Source organism: Micromonospora sp. MH33, from assembly GCF_003013775.1.
In the GTDB taxonomy this organism is placed as follows: domain Bacteria; phylum Actinomycetota; class Actinomycetes; order Mycobacteriales; family Micromonosporaceae; genus Micromonospora; species Micromonospora fulviviridis.
In genome coordinates this window covers 1-16616 of the sequence record NZ_MUYZ01000018.1, presented here as the reverse complement: position 1 = coordinate 16616, position 16616 = coordinate 1, and the positions used below count along the sequence as shown (strand labels likewise).

The following is a 16616-nucleotide window of genomic DNA, read 5'->3' as shown; positions in this document are numbered from 1 at the left end:
GACGCCTCCAGGCCGCGGCGCGGCGACTGGACGCGCCGAGCTGGAGACGTCGTCCATCAGTCCTCCAGCACCGCCGCGGTGATCCGGTGCAGGGCGAAGGTGTGCAGCATCTCGGTGCGCTCGTCCTCGGCGCGCAGGTAGCCGGCCCCGATCGAGACCGGCCGAACCAGCCGGGACGCGGTCGCCCCGTGCGCGTCGACGTAGCCGACCCAGACCAGCGCCTTGTCGCGTACCGCCTGCTGGAGCACGGCCAGGGCGTCGCTGTGGGTGTGCGCCGGCCCCGGGCCCTTGCGTGTCGTCCCACGGACCACCTCCGGGGCGCGCCGCGCCGCCCGGGCCGCCGCCTCGCCGCGGCGGATCTGCTCGACCACGCCGAGCAGCCGGGGCATCGGCAGCCGCGGCGCCGCGAGCGGGTCGAGGCTGCGGCCGGCCACCGGCATCCGGGCCGGCGCCCGCCGGGACTTCGGCCGGGCGAGGACCGCCGCGCCGCCGGCGTCCTCGGGCACCGGCGCGTACCCGGCGTCGCGCAGCGCGATCAGCATCCGGTTCACCTGGTACGGGGTGACCAGCACCGTCGGGGCCAGCCGCCGGAAGGCCAGCGACTCCAGCCGCTTGTCGGCCTGCACCTCGGTGAGCAGCGCCTCGTCGTCGCTGCGCACGTAGCCGCCGGCCGAGCCAACCCGCAGCCCGCCGTGCTTGCGCGCCACGTCGTCCACCAGGTAACTGAGCCCCTGCGGCACCGGGGTACGCGACCGGCGGCGGAACAGCGCGTGCAGGTCGTCGGCCGAGTAGCCGGCGTCCAGGGCCCGCCGGACGCTGGCCGTGGTGACCCGGTGCACGCTCGCCCCGCCGGCCGACTCGTGCTCGGCCACCACGTCCAGTTCGGCGGCGAGCGCCGGGTCGGGCGGGCCGGGCACCACCACGGTCAGGTCGGCCTGCACGAGGAAGTGGTCGACGGGGGCGGGCAGCAGCGCGTCCAGCGCGCGGACGGCGGTGGACGCCTCGCCCGACTCGGCGTCGGAGTACAGCCCGAGCGGGTCCTCGCCCCGCTCGTCGTCGGTCAGCTCGGCCAGCAGCAGCCGCCCGTACGAGGTGAGCGCGCCGAGCCCGGTCACCCCGAGCTGGGCGGCCTCGGCAAGCACCTCGCGGTGTGCGGCCTCCCGGCCCCGCGCCCGGCGGGGCGCCCGCCAGTCCAGCAGCTCCAGCACCTCGTCGGGGGTGGGGGCAGTCGCCGGGGCCAGGTCGGCCAGCACGGCGAGCACCGCGCGGCGGGCGGCCGGCGCGCCGGCCCGTTCCGCCTCGGCGGAGAGCACCGAGATGGGCCGGTCCCGGTCGTCGCGCTGGCCGACCAGGCCCACCTGGCGGGTCATGGTCAGCCAGGCGCGGGCCAGCTGCTCCCAGCGCTGGGCCAGCGAGGCGGCCCGCCACACCTCGTACCCGCCGGTGGGCAGGATCTGCTGGTCGCCGCCGTAGCGGGCGGTGGCCGTGCCGGTCAGGTCCAGCTCGCCGAGCAGCCCGGCCGCGTACGCCACCTCGAAGATCAGCGCCGTGGTCGGGTCGTCCAGCCCGAGGCCGCGGGCCAGCCGGCGCAGGTCGCGGACGCCCACGCCGCCGGACCGCAGCACCGGGGCGGGCTCGGCGGCGAGGGCCTCCAGCAGCGCCTCGGTGTGCCGGACCACCTCCATGGTCTGCCCGGCGCCGGCCGAGTCGACGGCCTTGGCCTCGCGCGGCGGGCTCGACACCAGCGGCGGGCTGGTGCGCAGCGGGCCGAGCGGGCCGCTGTCCCGGCGCAGCAGCAGCGCCACCTCGCGGGGCAACTCGACGGTGCCGCCGCCCTTGACGGCCGACATCCGGACCAGCAGCCGGTGCTCGACCAGCCAGCGGATCGGGGAGCCGGTGGCCGCGCCGCCGTTGACCAGATCGGGCGGGAGGATGTCCTCGGCGCCGGTGGCCGGGGCCTCCAGCGCGCCCGGAGGCACGGTGCCGACCGGCGGGCCGGCGGCGAGCCGGTCCAGGATCGCCCGGGCCGAGGGCGGCGCGGACAGCAGCGTCCGCCGCAGCTTCGCCGGGTCCGCGCAGACGGCCGCCGAGCGCGGGTCCAGCTCCGCGGCGGACGGTGGTCGGGGCGGGCGGGTGCGGGCCGGCGGTGGCCAGGGCCAGGATGGCCTCGGTGGTGGTGCCGCCGCCCTCCGGGTCCCGGGTGAGCCGGGCGGCGTCCAGGATCAGGAGGGTGAACTGGTCCAGCCCGTCGAGCGCCCGGGCCACGGAGACCCGTGACTGGGCGCGGATGGCGAGGGCGGAGACGTCTGCCGGCACGGGCACGACGAGGTCCGGCCGTAGCTGGAGCAGGGCGGCCAGGGACTCGTCGGGGAGGGTCCGCAGGTGGTCGGCGAGTGAGGTGGTCATCGTCGTTCCACGCTAGCCCGGCCGGGGGCTGTCCCGCCCCTCGGACGGGTACGTTCTCGGAATGCCCCCAATGATGGTCGGATTCGACCTCGACATGACCCTGGTCGACTCGCGCCCCGGCATCGCGGCCGCCTACCGGGCGCTGACCGCGCTGACCGGCGTGCCCGTCGACGCCGACCTGGCGGTCTCCCGCCTCGGGCCGCCGCTGCGCACCGAGATCGCGCACTGGTTCCCGCCCGAGCAGGTCGACGAGGCGGTGACGGCGTACCGGGAGCTCTACCCCGCGTACGCGATCACCCCGACCCTGCCGATGCCCGGCGCCGAGGCCGCGATCGAGGCGGTGCACGCCCGCGGTGGCCGCGTCATGGTGGTGACCTCGAAGATGGGCCGGCTGGCGAAACTGCACCTGGACCACCTCGGCCTGGCCGTCGACGAGCTGGCCGGCGACCTGTTCGCCGAGGAGAAGGCGACCGCGCTGCGGGAGCACGGCGCGACCCTCTACGTCGGCGATCACGTGGCCGACATGGCCGCCGCGCAAGCTGCGGGAATCCCGGGCGTGGGAGTGGCGACCGGCCCCTGCGCGAGGGATGAGCTGAGCGCCGCCGGGGCGCACGTGGTGCTGAATGATCTCGCCGGATTCCCGGCGGCGCTGGACCGGATCATCGGGCTAGCCTTGCAGGGGTAGAGGTTCCGAGCGAAGCAGGGGTTTTCAGGTGCCGACGGGTCGAGTGAAGTGGTATGACGCGGCCAAGGGATACGGGTTCGTCACCAGTGACGAGGGTGGCGACGTGTTCCTGCCCAAGGGCGCGCTACCGGCGGGTGTCGCCGACCTGAAGGGCGGCCAGCGGGTCGATTTCAGCGTGGTGGACAGCCGGCGGGGCGCCCAGGCCATGGGGGTCAAGCTGCTGGAGGCGCCGCCCTCGGTGGCGGAGCTGCGCCGCCGGCCGGCGGAGGAGCTGCACGGCCTGGTCGAAGACATGATCAAGGTGCTGGAGGCGAAGGTCCAGCCGGACCTGCGCCGGGGCCGCTTCCCGGACCGGAAGACCGCGCAGAAGATCGCTCAGCTGGTCCACGCGGTGGCGCGCGAGCTGGAGGTCTGAGGGACGAGCCCGGCGTCGGCGGCCCGGCCCAGCAGCGCCTCCACGGCGGCGAAGCCGGCCTCTCCCAGGTCGGCGGTGAACTCGTTGACGTAGAGGCCGACGTGCCGGTCCACCACGTCGGGCTCCATCTCCTGCGCGTGCGCCAGGACGTACTCCCGGCTGGCCTCCGGGTCGGCCCACGCCTGCCGGACCGACTCGCGGATCCAGGCGGCCGCCTCGACCGGGTCCACCGCGCCCTTGCGGGCCAGGATCGCGCCGAGCGGGATCGGCAGCCCCGTGTCGCCCTCCCACCACTCGCCCAGGTCGACCAGGGCGGTCAACCCGTGCCGCGGGTAGGTGAAGCGCGCCTCGTGGATCACCAGCCCGGCGTCGTACCGCCCGGCGGCCACCCCCGGCATGATCTCGTGGAACGGCACCACCTCGATCCGCGCCGGCGCCTGATCGGCCGCCCAGAGCCGGAACAGCAGGTACGCCGTGGTCCGCTCGCCCGGCACCGCCACCGTCGCGCCGGACAGGTCTTCCCGGTCGCCCCGGGTGAGCACCAGCGGCCCGCAACCCCGGCCCAGCGCGCCCCCGCAGGGCAGCAGGTGGTAGTCGTCGAGCAGCCACGGCAGCGCCGCGTAGCTCACCTTCACCAGGTCGAACGCCCCGCGCTCGGCGGCCGTGTTGGTGACGTCCACGTCGGCGTAGGTCACCTCGACCGGCGGCGCGCCGGGCACCCGGCCGTGCACCAGGGCGTCGAAGACGAACGTGTCGTTGGGGCAGGGCGAGATCGCCAGGGAGAGCGCCACGCCCCCACCGTAACCCCGCCCGATCCGGCGCCCGCCACCCCCGCCCGCGAGGTGTGACGGGGAGCCCTCAGAGCTGATGCAGCCAGGCGACGACGAGCACCGCCGCGGCCCCGCACGCCAGCAGCGCCACCGGCACCACCCACGCGCCACCGCGCTCACCGGCGAGGTGAGCCGTCCAACGCCGGTGCAGCCGGGCGAGCCCGGACAGTGCCGCCAGCCCGGCGAGCGCGAACGGTACCGCCACCAGGAAGTGCGCCAACCAGGCACCGCCCCTGGTGGGACCGCCCCACGAGGTGTCGTACGGGCCGCCGTCCACGACGCCGTACAGCACGCCCCGGGCCACGAACAGCGCCTCGATCCCGAGCGGGATGACCGCCAGCACCCCCAGCACCAGCCCCATGAGCGCGTTGCCGGCCACCGGCAGGCTCCGGACCGGCTGGGTGGCCCGTTCGTCGCGCAGCCGCTGCCAGCGGCCGGACAGCCGGGCCGCCGCCGCGGGGCGGCCGGCCAGGACCAGGCCCAGCCCGGCCAGGCTCACCACCGCCAGCCCGCCGCAGTACGCGGCGTCGAGGAGCACGCCCCGGGCGGGGCCGCGCCAGTCCCTGCGTACCTGGGTCATCGTCATGGCGGCGCTCCTTCGACTCTCGACGTCCGGTCAGCGGGGACGCTACGGAGCGCAGCGGTCCCGGCACATCGCCGCGCGGAGCCAACCTCGGGTGGCTCTCGGGTATGACGGCGCCGGGCGCGAGATCCCCCGTCAGCGCCACGCGCCGGCCGGCCCGCCGTCGATAGGCTCGCCGGTGATGCAGACCAGTCGGATCGTCGAGCACGGGTGGCGCGGGGTGCGGACCGTGGTGACCGCGACCGACCCGGGGCCGTCCTGGCTGGCGGGGCGGCCGGCTCCGGTACGCCGGGCGGCGGTCGTGCTGCTCGCCACCGCCACCGTCGTCGGGTTCCCGTTGTGCGCCGCGCTCGCCGACCGGGCACATCCCGGCGCGGACGGCTGGGCCACCCTTGTCGGCCTGGCCGAGGTGGCGCCGCTCGCGCTGCTCGTCCGGTACCCGCTGCTGGCCTGGCGGGTCGGCTGGCTGGCCGCCCTGCTCACCCCGCTCGCCCCCGGAGACCCCTGGGGCAGCTGGGCCTGGGACCCGCCGCAGATCCCGGTGTTCGTGCTGGCGTTCACCGTGGCCGCGCTGCGCTACGGCCGGCCGGCACTGTGGACGATGTTCGCGCTGATGGTGGCCGTGCTGTGGCTGTGGATCCCCGGCTCGGACAGCGTCGGCGGCAGCCTGGCGCTGGCCGCGTACGCGGTCCTGCTCGACGCGCTCGCCGGCCGCGCCGGGGCCCGCCGCGCGCTGCACCGGCAGGCCGAGCTGACCCGCGCCGAGTACGCCCGCCGAGCCGCCCTCGAAGAGCGCGCCCGCATCGCCCGGGAGCTGCACGACGTGGTCGCCCACCACATGTCCCTCATCGCCGTGCAGGCCGAGACCGCGCCGTACCGGCACCCGGCGGTGCCCGAGCCGGTGCGTGCCGAGTTCGCCTCGATCAGCGCCGGTGCCCGGGATGCGCTGGCCGACATGCGTCGCCTGCTGGGCACGCTGCGCGGCGCCGACCCGCCGGAGCGCGCGCCGCAGCCCACCCTGGACGACCTGCCCGCCCTGGTCGAGGGCGCGCGCCGGGCCGGTGTGCCGGTCACCCTGGACACCGCCGGCACCGCCGGGGTGCCGGCCACCGTCGGCCTGTGCGCGTACCGCGTCGTGCAGGAGTCGCTGTCCAACGCCGCCCGGCACGCCGGCCGCGCCCCGGTGGCCGTCGCCGTGCGCCGCGACACCGGCCTGCTGCGGGTCAGGGTCGTCAACGCCGCGCCGGACGTGGCGCCGCAGCCGCGGACCCCCGGGCACGGCCTGGCCGGCATGCGTGAGCGGGTCACCCTCCTGGGTGGCACGCTGTCGGCCGGCCTCGACGACGCGGGGGGCTTCGCCGTCGTGGCCACCTTCCCGTGCGCCGACGAACCCGAGCGCGTGTCGTGACGACAACCGTGCTGATCGTCGACGACCAGGCGATGGTGCGCGAGGGGTTCGGCGCCCTGCTGGCCGCCCAGCCGGACATCACCGTGCTCGGCGGCGCCGCCGACGGGCTGGAGGCCGTCACGCTGGCCCGCCGGCTCCGGCCCGACGTCGTCCTCATGGACGTGCGGATGCCCAGGCTGGACGGGCTCGCCGCCACCCGGCTGCTGCTCGACGCCCCGCCGCCGGCGCACCGGCCCAAGGTGCTCATGCTCACCACGTTCGACCTCGACGACTACGTCTACGAGGCGCTGCGCGCCGGCGCCTCCGGCTTCCTGCTCAAGGACGCCCCGGCCAGCGAGCTGGTGCAGGCGGTACGCGTGGTGGCGGCCGGCGACGGGTTGCTCGCCCCGTCGGTCACCCGCCGGCTGATCGCCCGGTTCGCCCGGCAGTCGCCCGGCGCCCACCACCGGCCGGCCGCCCTCGACACGCTGACCCCGCGCGAGGTGGAGGTCCTCGTCCTCATGGCGCGCGGCCGGTCCAACCAGGAGATCGCGGCCGACCTCGTCATCGCCGAACAGACCGTCAAGACCCATGTGAGCCGGATCCTCACCAAGCTCGACCGGCGCGACCGCGTCCAGGCCGTCGTCTACGCGTACGAGTCCGGGCTCGTCGTCCCCGGCGAATGACCTCAGCGGAGGGCGGCGGCCGCCGCGGTGAGCGCGGCGAACGCCTCGCGCATCCGCCACGACCCGCGGTCGCGGGGGCCGATCGGGTTGGACACCGTGCGCAGCTCGGCGAAGGGCAGGCCGGCCTGGGTGGCGGCGACGGCGACGCCGTACCCCTCCATGGCCTCGGCCACGGCGTCGGGGTGCCGGTCGGCGAGGGCCGCGGTGCTCGCGGCGGTGCCGGTCACCGTGCTGATCGTGAGCACCGCGCCGACGGTGGCCGCCGGGAGGGCGGTCCGCAGGGCGCCCAGCAGGCCCGGATCGGCCGGTACGACGCTGCCGCCGCCCAGCAGCTCGGCCGGCATGCCCAGGTCCTCCACGGGGATGAAGCCGGTGGGCGACTCGGCGCCCAGGTCGGCGGCGACGCTGCGGTCGGCCAGCACGGTGCCGCCGACCGGCACCCGGCCGACGAAGCCGCCCGCGATGCCCGCGCTGACCACCGCCCGGTACGGCCGACCGGCCGCCTCGGCGAGCACCAGCAGCCGTGCGGTGGCCGCGCCGGCGACGGCGGGGCCGACCCCGACCGGCACGACGGTGACCGTGGGATCGGTGAGGCCCGCCCGGACCGCGTCCGCCTCGGCGGGTACCGCCGTCACCACCAGCAACCCGCCCACGCCACCGGTCCCCGGGGCTCCCGCCGGTTCTCGTCCTCGGTCCCGCCCGGCCCGCCCACCGAGGAGGACGGGCGGTAGATGTGGAACCCGGGCGGCGCCAGGTCGTCGTCGTCGACCGGCGGCGGTGGGTCGGCCCGGGGCGGGGCCGGCGAGGTGGGGGCGGGGTCGTCGAACTCGGTTCCCTGCTCGGTGGCCAGTTCGTCGTCGCCGAGCGGGCGGCCGACCAGGCGCTCGCCGCGCAGCCGGGTGGCCACCAGCACCCCGCGGGCGGCCACCAGCGCGGCCACGCAGGCGGCCACCGCCACGCCGGCCCGGCCGGTGAACGGGACCAACCCGAGGCCGCCACCGGCCACGAAGGCGAGCATCAGCACGGTCTCCGAGTGGGCGAAGGAACTGGCCCGCAGCCGCTCCGGGATGCGCTCCTGGATCGAGGCGTCGACCGCGAGCTTGGCGATTCCGCTGAACAGCGAGGCGACCAGGCAGAGGAGTGCCACCAGGGGCAGCGAGAACTTCAGCGCGGCGAGCACCGCCACCCCGGCCACGATGATCGTGCCGCTGGACTGGATCGCCGTCGGGCGGTGGATGTGCAGCCGGGTGCCGATCGCGGTGGCCAGGAAGCTGCCCACCGCCAGCGCGCCGCCGACCAGGCCCAGCGCGCCCTGGGCGCCCAGGCTCCGGCCGAAGAAGTCGGTGGTCAGGTCGCCGCCCTTGATCGCGAAGGCCAGGAAGAGCAGCAGGAAGCCGTAGAGCCCGCGCAGCGCGGCCGAGCCGATCAGGGTGGCGATCACCAACCGGCCGGCCGGCCGCCCCCGGCCCAGTGGGCGTTCCCCGTCCCGGCGGCGCAGCGCCCGCAGCGGACGCGGCACCCGCTCCGGGGGCTCCGAGTCCGCCCGCGGCGGCAGCCGGAGCGAGATCACCATGCCGATGAGGAAGATCAGCGAGGCGACCCGCAGCGGCCACTGCGGCCCGAACCAGAACGCGGCCAGCCCGATCGGGGCGACCAACGCGCCGGCCACCGTGCCGTAGACGCTCGCCCGGGCGCCCGCCTGGGACAGTCCGAGCCCCTCCGGCAGCAGCCGGGGCACCGCCGCCGAGCGGGCCACCCCGTACGCCCGGGAGAGGGCGAGCACCCCGAAGGCGGCCGGGTAGAGCCCGAAGCCGCCGATGTAGTCGGAGATCAACCACGCCAGGAAGGCGCGGCCGAGCATGGTGGCGGCCAGCGCGTACCGGCGGCCGTGCCGGAAGTGGTCCAGCAGCGGGCCGACCACGGGGGCGAGCATGGCGAACGGAACCATGGTCACCAGCAGGTAGAGCGCGACCTTGTTGCGGGCCTCGCCCAGCGGCACGTCGAAGAAGATCGTCCCGGCCAGGCCAATGGCGATCAGGGTGTCCCCGGCGCAGGAGAGGGCGTGCAGGTCGAAGAGCCGGACCATGCCGACCTCGTTGCCGGCGCTGCGGGCGCGGGCCGTCCCGGCCCGCCGGGTCATCCACCGCCCGCCGTGCAGGGAGCCCCGCAGCAGCAGGCGGGTGGCACGGATGCCGGTGCCGACGGTCCGCCCGAGGACGGAGCGGCCGGAGCGGGAGGACAGCGGCATGTGTCCCATCCTCGCCCATCTGATCCACGTGTGCCGCACCACCCGGAGAGAACGACACCGGGGAGTGCCTGTCACTCCACCGCCGGCATGGGGAACAATGGTCCGGTGACCAGGCCCGCCTCCGCCCGCGCTCCCCGGCTCGACCAGGTGTGCGCCGCCGCCGTCGAGGTGGCCCGCTCCGCCATCACCGAGGTGGACCCCGCCGACGTCGGCGACCACCTCCAGGCCGTCGCCGAGGGCGACCGGCTCGTCACCCACTACTTCGAGTGCCGCCTCGCCGGCTACCGGGGCTGGCGCTGGGCCGTCACCGTGACCCGGGTGCCGCGCAGCCGCACGGTCACCATCTGCGAGACGGTGCTGCTGCCGGGCGGCGACGCGCTGCTCGCCCCGGGCTGGCTGCCCTGGCAGGAGCGGCTCAAGCCCGGCGACCTGGGGCCCGGTGACCTGCTGCCCACCCCGGCGGACGACGAGCGGCTCGCCCCCGGCTACCTGCTCTCCGACGACCCGGCCGTGGAGGAGACCGCCTGGGAGCTCGGCCTCGGCCGGGCCCGGGTGCTGTCCCGGGAGGGTCGCACCGAGGCCGCCCAGCGCTGGTACGACGGCGACCACGGGCCCGACGCCGCGATCTCGGTGGCCGCGCCGGCCGCCGCCCGCTGCGGCACCTGCGGCTTCTACCTGCCGCTCGCCGGCGCGCTGCGGCAGTCCTTCGGCGCCTGCGGCAACTTCTACGCCCCCGACGACGGCCGGGTGGTCAGCGCCGACCACGGCTGCGGCGCCCACTCGGAGACGCTGATCGAGGCGGCCGAGAGCCCGGTTGACGAGCTGCCCACGGTCTACGACGACAGCGCGGTGGAAGCGGTGTCGGTGAGCCGGGCCCCGGGCTCGGTCGAGGCGGCCGAGCCGGCGGAGCCGTACGGCCACCCCTGACCGGTCAGCCCTTGACCGGTCAGCCCTGACGGGCGGTGGCCGCCCGGCGGCGGCGCCGGTTGGCGTCGTGCCGCATCATCACGGCCAGCCCGGGAAAGCCCCACAGGAACCCGGCGAGGCAGGTCCAGAGCCAGTTCTCGTGCCCGTGCGCGGTGAGCCAGTCGCGGAAGAAGAGCAGCAGCACCAGCCCGGCCACCGCCCACCCGATCAGCCCGGCGACGGCGATCGGCACCATCGGCGGGTCGAGCGGCTCGGGCCGCGGTTGTTGCTCCTGGGGCACGCGCCCAGCGTACGCGATCGTTCTTCCCTGCCCGTGAGTGATCTGGGACGATGCGCGCGACAACCGGTCGATCAATATGTGAGGACCCGATGGCCATAGCGCCGCCGCCGGACCACGGCACCCCACCCGATCCCGCACACCCGCGCAACGCCTTCGACCGCTTCTTCGAGATCTCCGCCCGGCGGTCGACGCCGGGCCGGGAGGTCCGGGGCGGTCTGGCCACGTTCTTCACGATGGCGTACATCGTGGTGTTGAACCCGCTGATCCTGGGCAGCGCCGTCGACGGCGACGGGCGCAAGCTCGCCATCCCGGCGCTGGCGGCGGCCACCGCGCTGGTCGCCGGCGTGATGACCATCCTGATGGGCGTGGTGGCCCGGTTCCCGATCGCGCTGGCCGCCGGGCTGGGCGTCAACGCGCTCGTCGCGTTCGAGATCGCGCCGCAGATGACCTGGGCGGACGCCATGGGCCTCGTGGTGATCGAGGGTGTGCTGATCGGCATCCTCGTGCTCACCGGGCTGCGTACCGCGGTGTTCCGCTCGGTGCCGACCCAGCTCAAGACGGCCATCGGCGTCGGCATCGGCCTCTTCCTGACCATCATCGGCCTGGTCGACGCCGGCTTCGTCCGGCGCGTGCCGGACGTCGCGAACACGACAGTGCCGGTCGGGCTGGGCATCAGCGGCAAGATCGTCAGCTGGCCCCTGCTGGTGTTCGTGGTGGGCCTGCTGCTCACCCTGGTGCTGGTGGTACGCCGGGTCCGCGGCGCGATCCTCATCGGCATCCTGGCCTCCACCGTGCTGGCGATCATCGTGGAGGCGGTCGGCAACATCGGGCCGTCCTTCGTCAACGGGAAGCCCAACCCCAAGGGCTGGGCGCTGAACGTGCCCGAACTGCCGAAAAAGGTGGTGGACGTCCCCGACCTCTCCCTGATCGGCAACTTCAACGTGCTGGACTCGTGGACCCGGGTCGGCTGGCTGGTCCCGCTGATGTTCGTGTTCACCCTGCTCATCACGGACTTCTTCGACACCATGGGCACGATGGTCGCCATCGGCCAGGAGGGCGACATGCTCGACGAGCGGGGCACCCCGCCGCGGGCGCGGGAGATCCTGCTGGTCGACTCGATCGCCGCCGCCGCGGGTGGCGCGGCCTCGGTGTCGAGCAACACGTCGTACATCGAGAGCGCGGCCGGGGTCGCGGAGGGCGCCCGGACCGGGGTGGCCAACCTGGTCACCGGCGGCCTGTTCCTGCTGGCCATGTTCCTGGCGCCGCTGTCGGTGGTGGTGCCCTTCGAGGCCGCGTCGACGGCGCTCGTGGTGGTCGGCTTCCTCATGATGACGGCGGTCCGCACCATCGACTGGACCGACTACGAGATCGCCATCCCGGCGTTCCTCACCATCGTGCTGATGCCCTTCACCTATTCGATCTCGAACGGCATCGGCGCGGGCGTGATCACCTTCGTCCTGCTCAAGCTGGCGAAGGGCAAGGCCCGCGAGGTCCACCCCCTGCTGTACGGGGTGGCCGCGCTCTTCATCCTCTACTTCCTGCGCGGGCCGATCGAGTCCGTGCTGCTCTGAACGCTCGCCGGCCGGGGCATCGAAATCGGATGCCCCGGCCGCGAACAGGGCAGACGTCCCGTGAGCCTGGTCATATCGCACGTCGTTAGCCAGGCTCATTAGTTAAGCTAACTACTGTGACGGAGCGGACGGTGACGGCGAAACGCGTGCCACCGGCGCAGCTGGCCCCTCAGCTGCGTGATGCGATCACCCGACTCAACCGGCGGGTCCGACAGGCCCGCCCGGTCGGCGACCTCACGGTCACCCAGCTCTCGGCGCTCACCAGCCTCAAGCTGGCGGGCGCCCTGACACCCCGGGAGCTGGCCGACACCGAGCGGGTGCAGCCGCCGACGATGACGAAGATCGTCGCGAAGCTGGAGGAGCGCGGCCTTGTGCAGCGCACCCCCCACCCGACCGACGGACGGCAGGTCATCCTGGCGCCGACCGAGGGGGGACGGGCCGTGCTCGACCAGTTCGAGCGGGCCCGCAACGAGTGGCTGGCCAGCCAACTGGCCGAGCTCACCGAGGAGGAACGCGACACGCTGCGGCGTGCCGCCGACATCCTCCAGGGCATCGCTCGCGCCTGAACGGGTATCCGCGTCCCGCGGTCCGCTTCGTCCGTTGTGGATGAGGCGTACATGATCGCGAGGAGGCGCACCTAGAGTGCAGGCCAGGCTGAGCACGATGTTCCAGTCCCTACGAGTCCGTAACTACCGACTCTTCGCCAGCGGACAGCTGATCAAACTGATCGGCGTCTGGATGATGTTCATCGCCCAGGACTGGCTCGTCCTCGAGCTCAGCGACAACTCCGCGACCGCGCTCGGCGTGGTCACCGCGTTGCAGTTCACCCCCGTCCTCCTGCTCACCCTGCTCTCCGGCCGCCTCGCCGACCGCTACGACAAGCGGATGCTGCTCTTCGTCGCCAACGCGTTCTGGACCGTGCTGGCGCTGGTGATGAGCGTCCTGGTGATCACCGGTCTGGTGCAGCTCTGGCACGTCTTCGCGTTCGCCGCCCTGCTCGGCGTCGCCAACGCGGTGGAGACCCCGGTCCGGCAGGCGTTCGTCTCCGAACTGGTCGGCATGCCGCTGCTGCCGAACGCGCTCTCCCTCAACGCGGCCACCTTCAACTCGGCCCGGATCGTCGGCCCGGCCGTCGCCGGCCTGGCCATCGCCGCCTTCGACGTCGGCCCGGTCTTCATGTTCAGCGCGCTCAGCTCGATCGCCCCGCTGGTGAACGTGGTCCGGATGCGCGCCGCGGAGCTGCACCGCAAGGACCTGCCGCCGGCCGGCCAGCGCGACCAGGCCAAGGTCGTGGACGGCCTCCGGTACGTCGCGCGCCGCCCCGACCTCCTGCTGCCGATGGTCGTCATGTCCGTGATCGGGATGAGCCTGTTCAACTTCCAGCTCACCCTCGCCGCGCTGGCCAAGACCGTGTTCAAGACCGGCGCCGCCTCGTTCGGCCTGTTCAGCACCGCGCTGGCGGTCGGCGCGCTGGTCGGCGCCCTCGCCGGCACCGGCCGGCGCAGCCGGCCCTCGGTCTGGCTGGTGCTCGGCGCGGCGGTCGGCTGCGCCAGCTTCGGCACCCTGGTCGGGCTCGCCCCGGCGTACTGGCTGGTGGTCACGCTGCTGCTGCCCACCGGGTTCTTCATGGTGTTCTTCGCCCAGGCCGCCAACCAGCGGGTCCAGCTCGGCGTCGACGCCGCCTTCCGGGGCCGGGTCATGGCGCTCTGGGTGCTCGTCTTCCTCGGCACCAACCCGGTCGGCGCGCCCATCATCGGGTGGGTGGCCGAGACCTTCGGCGCCGGCGCGAGCATCTGGATCGGTGGCCTGATCTCGCTGGCCGCCGCGCTGCTGGCGCTCACCTGGCAGCTGCGCCGCTCCGGCGCCCGGCTGCGGATGCGGGTACTGCCCATGCCGCGCTTCTACGTGGTGTCGCCCGGGGCGGAGTGACCCGTCGACCGCCCGAAGGACCGGTTCCTGCCCGAGGGGACCGGTCCTTCCTCATTCATTCGCGTCCGGATCTCGCCAAACGGGTGGCGGGCGTGGACGGCGAGGCTTAGCGTCGATATGTGGGAGTGGGGCGGGGACTGCTGCTGATGCTGGCGATACTCGCTGTCTGCTGCCTGCCCGCCCTGTTCGCGCTGGTCTTCTGCGCAGACGAGATCCTCGACCGGGTGGCCTGCGGCTGGGCCGAGTGGCGGGAGCAGCGCCGCGAGCGGCGCACCATCGCCCGGCTGGACCGGGCCATCGAGGCCGAGTCGCTCACCCGGGACATCGACCTCACCGAGTTCGACCGGGCGGACCGCCGCCCGCTGGAACAGCTCGCCACCGACCTGCGCCGCCTCGGCGGCCACCGGCTCGCCGCCGCCGACCGCTCGGTGGTGTGGCACGGCGCGGTCATCGACGCGTACGACGAGCGGCTGCGGGCCGCCTGCGGGGCGCTGGGCATCGCCGAGCACCTGACCGAGTTGGAGGGCATCGACCGGGAGATCGAACGGGTACGCGTCGAGGGCCTCCTGCACGCCGCCGGGCTGACCCTGCCCGCCGCCCGCCCCGGTCACCACCAGCGGCACCGCTGACCGGTGCGGCTCTTCGTCGCGGTCTACCCGCCGAAACCGGTGGTCGACGACCTGGCCGCCCAGGTGGCCCGGCTGCGCACCGGCGCCGCCTCCGCGGCCGGCACCAACGTCCGGCTGGCCGACCCGGCCAACGCCCACCTCACCCTGGCGTTCCTCGGCGACGTGCCCGACGACCGGCTGGTCGACGTGGAGAGCGCGCTCGGCCTCGCCGCGCAGACGTTCCGCGACGCCCGGGGCAGCTCCCCGAGGCTGCGGCTCGGCGGCGGGGGCAGCTTCGGGCGCGGCCGGTTCACCGTGCTCTGGGTGGACGTACGCGGCGAGGTCGACGCGCTGGCCGTGCTCGCCCGGCTGATCCGGTCCGGCCTGCGCCGGGCCCGGCTGCCGCACGACGAGAAGCCGTTCCGGGCCCACCTGACCGTCGCCCGCCCCGGCGACCGCATCGACCGCGCCGACGTGCTGGCCGACCGGGAAACCCTGCACGACTACCTGGGCCCGGAGTGGAGCGCCGACGAGCTGGTCCTGGTCCGCAGCCACCCCGGCCCGCGCCCCACCTACGACCGCCTCGCCGCCTGGCCCGTCTGACCGGCCGGGCCGGTGACCCGTCCCGTCGCCGGACCGGTTCGGCCGGGGCGGCCTCGGCGCGCCCGGGCTCGCCGGGGCAGGCGGAAGGCCCACCCCGGCGAGGGGGAACTACCAGGCCCAGGCCTCCGGGCCCGGGCCGCCGTTGCCGACCGGCGGGAACAGCTCGTCGAGCTTCTCCAGCGCCTGCTCGTCCAGGGTTACGGACAGCGCGCCCAGGTTGCGGTCGAGCTGGTCCATGGTGCGCGGGCCGACGATCGGGGCCGTGACGCCCGGGCGGGAGAGCAGCCAGGCCAGCGCCACGTCGGCCGGGTCGTGGCCGAGGTCGGCGCAGAGCTTCTCGTACGCCTCGATGGTGGTCCGGTGCTCGGCGAGCGCGTCGGCCGACCGGCCGGTGGCGCCGCGGGCCGCGCCGCCCTCGGCCATCTTGCGGATGACCCCGGAGAGCAGCCCGCCGTGCAGCGGCGACCAGGGGATGATGCCCAGCCCGTAGTGCTGCGCGGCCGGGATCACCTCCAGCTCGACGTGCCGGGTCATCAGGTTGTAGATGCTCTGCTCGGAGACGAGGCCGAGGAAGTTGCGGCGGCCCGCCGCGGCCTGCGCCTGCGCGATGTGCCAGCCGGCGAAGTTGGACGAGCCGACGTAGAGGACCTTGCCCTGGGCGACCAGGGTCTCCATCGCCTGCCAGATCTCCTCCCACGGCGTGCTCCGGGAGACGTGGTGCATCTGGTAGAGGTCGATGGTGTCGGTCTGCAGCCGGCGCAGCGAGTCCTCGCAGGCCCGGATGATGTGCCGGGCGCTGAGGCCCTGCTCGTTGGGCCACTCGCCCATCTTGCCGTAGACCTTGGTGGCCAGGACGACCTTGTCCCGGCGCCCGCCGCCCTGGGCGAGCCAGCGGCCGATGATCTGCTCGGTGACGCCCTCACCGAGCTTCCAGCCGTAGACGTTCGCGGTGTCGAAGAAGTTGATCCCGTGTTCCAGCGCCCGGTCCATGATGGCGAAGCTGTCCGGCTCCGTCGTCTGCGGACCGAAGTTCATGGTGCCGAGGCAGAGCCGGCTCACCGAGAGTCCGGTGCGGCCCAGGTTCGTGTACTCCATGGATCCACCCTGGCACGCGGGCACTTAGAGTGCCTCGCGACAACTCCAGTTCGGCGCGTCCGACGCCGCGCTACGACCTGGAGCCGTCGCTTGCCAGGGTGGCCGTGGGGTCAGGAGGACTCGCGGGCCGCCGGGCCCGTGCCGAAGAGGACGTCGTCCCAGCTCGGCAGCCGCTTGCGGGGCTTGCCGCCGGCCTCGGTGGACTCGGTGCCGCTGCCGCCGGTCGCCGCCGCGGCACCGGTGCGCCGCGGCCGGAGCACGGCCAGCGACGGCACGGCCGGGATCTCCTTCGGCGCGTCCGAGTCGTCGTCGAACGCGGAGCCCTGGCCGCCGCCGAGCAGCGCGGCCGCGCCCCCGGCGACC

General features: G+C 74.7%; 16 protein-coding genes and 2 pseudogenes. 10 read left to right on the top strand and 8 right to left on the bottom strand.

What is annotated here, in order from left to right; all coding sequences use genetic code 11:
- Positions 1-56 precede the first annotated feature (56 nt).
- Positions 57-2406, bottom strand: a pseudogene (locus B0E53_RS05485) (helicase-associated domain-containing protein).
- A gap of 61 nt (positions 2407-2467) precedes the next feature.
- Here B0E53_RS05485 and B0E53_RS05480 point away from each other — a divergent pair.
- Both B0E53_RS05480 and B0E53_RS05475 read left to right on the top strand, forming a co-directional pair.
- Positions 2468-3091, top strand: a complete 624-nt coding sequence (locus B0E53_RS05480) for an HAD hydrolase-like protein (protein ID WP_107074977.1) — start codon at positions 2468-2470, stop codon at positions 3089-3091.
- Between the two features lie 28 nt (positions 3092-3119).
- Positions 3120-3506: a cold shock domain-containing protein gene (locus B0E53_RS05475; protein ID WP_026267952.1), complete on the top strand. Its 387-nt coding sequence runs from the start codon at positions 3120-3122 to the stop codon at positions 3504-3506.
- Here the strand turns inward: B0E53_RS05475 and B0E53_RS05470 are convergent.
- Positions 3467-4297 carry a 1,4-dihydroxy-6-naphthoate synthase gene (locus B0E53_RS05470; RefSeq protein ID WP_107074976.1) on the bottom strand — a complete coding sequence of 277 codons (831 nt, stop codon included), beginning with the start codon at positions 4295-4297 and terminating at the stop codon, positions 3467-3469. The genes B0E53_RS05475 and B0E53_RS05470 overlap by 40 nt on opposite strands.
- A gap of 67 nt (positions 4298-4364) precedes the next feature.
- Positions 4365-4922: a hypothetical protein gene (locus B0E53_RS37355; RefSeq protein WP_168215232.1), complete on the bottom strand. Its 558-nt coding sequence runs from the start codon at positions 4920-4922 to the stop codon at positions 4365-4367.
- 178 nt (positions 4923-5100) lie between these two features.
- Between B0E53_RS37355 and B0E53_RS05460 the strand changes: the two genes are divergently transcribed.
- Positions 5101-6327 carry a sensor histidine kinase gene (locus B0E53_RS05460; RefSeq protein ID WP_168215231.1) on the top strand — a complete coding sequence of 409 codons (1227 nt, stop codon included), beginning with the start codon at positions 5101-5103 and terminating at the stop codon, positions 6325-6327.
- On the top strand, positions 6324-6992 hold the full coding sequence (locus B0E53_RS05455) for a response regulator transcription factor (RefSeq protein ID WP_107074973.1): 669 nt from the start codon (positions 6324-6326) through the stop codon (positions 6990-6992). The genes B0E53_RS05460 and B0E53_RS05455 overlap by 4 nt, the downstream gene beginning before the upstream one ends.
- Before the next feature lie 2 nt (positions 6993-6994).
- Here the strand turns inward: B0E53_RS05455 and B0E53_RS05450 are convergent, their stop codons facing one another.
- Positions 6995-7645 carry a futalosine hydrolase gene (locus B0E53_RS05450; RefSeq protein ID WP_107074972.1) on the bottom strand — a complete coding sequence of 217 codons (651 nt, stop codon included), beginning with the start codon at positions 7643-7645 and terminating at the stop codon, positions 6995-6997.
- A complete protein-coding gene (locus B0E53_RS05445; protein WP_107074971.1) occupies positions 7624-9240 on the bottom strand; it encodes an MFS transporter in 1617 nt (538 codons plus the stop codon). The genes B0E53_RS05450 and B0E53_RS05445 overlap by 22 nt, the downstream gene beginning before the upstream one ends.
- 87 nt (positions 9241-9327) lie before the next feature.
- Between B0E53_RS05445 and B0E53_RS05440 the strand changes: the two genes are divergently transcribed.
- The gene (locus B0E53_RS05440) at positions 9328-10167 is read left to right on the top strand and encodes a DUF3027 domain-containing protein (protein WP_107074970.1); all 840 of its coding nucleotides are present in this window, start codon (positions 9328-9330) and stop codon (positions 10165-10167) included.
- A 19-nt stretch (positions 10168-10186) separates the two neighbouring features.
- Here B0E53_RS05440 and B0E53_RS05435 read toward each other — a convergent pair whose 3' ends face one another.
- Entirely contained in the window at positions 10187-10447 is a 261-nt protein-coding gene (locus tag B0E53_RS05435) for a DUF2530 domain-containing protein (protein ID WP_107074969.1), read from the bottom strand.
- Between the two features lie 89 nt (positions 10448-10536).
- On the opposite strand from B0E53_RS05435, the gene B0E53_RS05430 reads away from it, so the two are divergent.
- The 5 genes from B0E53_RS05430 to thpR all read left to right on the top strand — a co-directional run bounded on the left by B0E53_RS05430 (position 10537) and on the right by thpR (position 15158).
- A complete protein-coding gene (locus tag B0E53_RS05430) occupies positions 10537-12018 on the top strand; it encodes an NCS2 family permease (protein WP_107074968.1) in 1482 nt (493 codons plus the stop codon).
- A 116-nt stretch (positions 12019-12134) separates the two neighbouring features.
- The gene (locus B0E53_RS05425) at positions 12135-12584 is read left to right on the top strand and encodes a MarR family transcriptional regulator (RefSeq protein ID WP_210405934.1); all 450 of its coding nucleotides are present in this window, start codon (positions 12135-12137) and stop codon (positions 12582-12584) included.
- 76 nt (positions 12585-12660) lie between these two features.
- A complete protein-coding gene (locus tag B0E53_RS05420) occupies positions 12661-13947 on the top strand; it encodes an MFS transporter (protein WP_107074966.1) in 1287 nt (428 codons plus the stop codon).
- A 119-nt stretch (positions 13948-14066) separates the two neighbouring features.
- A complete protein-coding gene (locus B0E53_RS05415; RefSeq protein WP_107074965.1) occupies positions 14067-14576 on the top strand; it encodes a hypothetical protein in 510 nt (169 codons plus the stop codon).
- Positions 14577-14579: 3 nt separating this feature from the next.
- Positions 14580-15158, top strand: coding sequence for an RNA 2',3'-cyclic phosphodiesterase (thpR, locus tag B0E53_RS05410; RefSeq protein ID WP_107074964.1), 579 nt, complete (start codon positions 14580-14582; stop codon positions 15156-15158).
- A 108-nt stretch (positions 15159-15266) separates the two neighbouring features.
- On the opposite strand, the gene B0E53_RS05405 is transcribed toward thpR, so the two are convergent.
- Both B0E53_RS05405 and B0E53_RS05400 read right to left on the bottom strand, forming a co-directional pair.
- Positions 15267-16253 carry an aldo/keto reductase gene (locus B0E53_RS05405; protein WP_107074963.1) on the bottom strand — a complete coding sequence of 329 codons (987 nt, stop codon included), beginning with the start codon at positions 16251-16253 and terminating at the stop codon, positions 15267-15269.
- A gap of 110 nt (positions 16254-16363) precedes the next feature.
- Positions 16364-16616: pseudogene (locus B0E53_RS05400) on the bottom strand (DUF3071 domain-containing protein); the annotation flags it as partial.

What these genes read in the sequence shown, in the direction of transcription:
- B0E53_RS05445 (WP_107074971.1), bottom strand. Translation starts at nt 9,240, where the DNA reads ATGCCGCTGTCCTCCCGCTCCGGCCGCTCCGTCCTCGGGCGGACCGTC.
- B0E53_RS37355 (WP_168215232.1), bottom strand. Translation starts at nt 4,922, where the DNA reads ATGACGATGACCCAGGTACGCAGGGACTGGCGCGGCCCCGCCCGGGGC.
- B0E53_RS05405 (WP_107074963.1), bottom strand. Translation starts at nt 16,253, where the DNA reads ATGGAGTACACGAACCTGGGCCGCACCGGACTCTCGGTGAGCCGGCTC.
- B0E53_RS05480 (WP_107074977.1), top strand. Translation starts at nt 2,468, where the DNA reads ATGCCCCCAATGATGGTCGGATTCGACCTCGACATGACCCTGGTCGAC.
- B0E53_RS05460 (WP_168215231.1), top strand. Translation starts at nt 5,101, where the DNA reads ATGCAGACCAGTCGGATCGTCGAGCACGGGTGGCGCGGGGTGCGGACC.
- B0E53_RS05430 (WP_107074968.1), top strand. Translation starts at nt 10,537, where the DNA reads ATGGCCATAGCGCCGCCGCCGGACCACGGCACCCCACCCGATCCCGCA.
- B0E53_RS05440 (WP_107074970.1), top strand. Translation starts at nt 9,328, where the DNA reads ATGGGGAACAATGGTCCGGTGACCAGGCCCGCCTCCGCCCGCGCTCCC.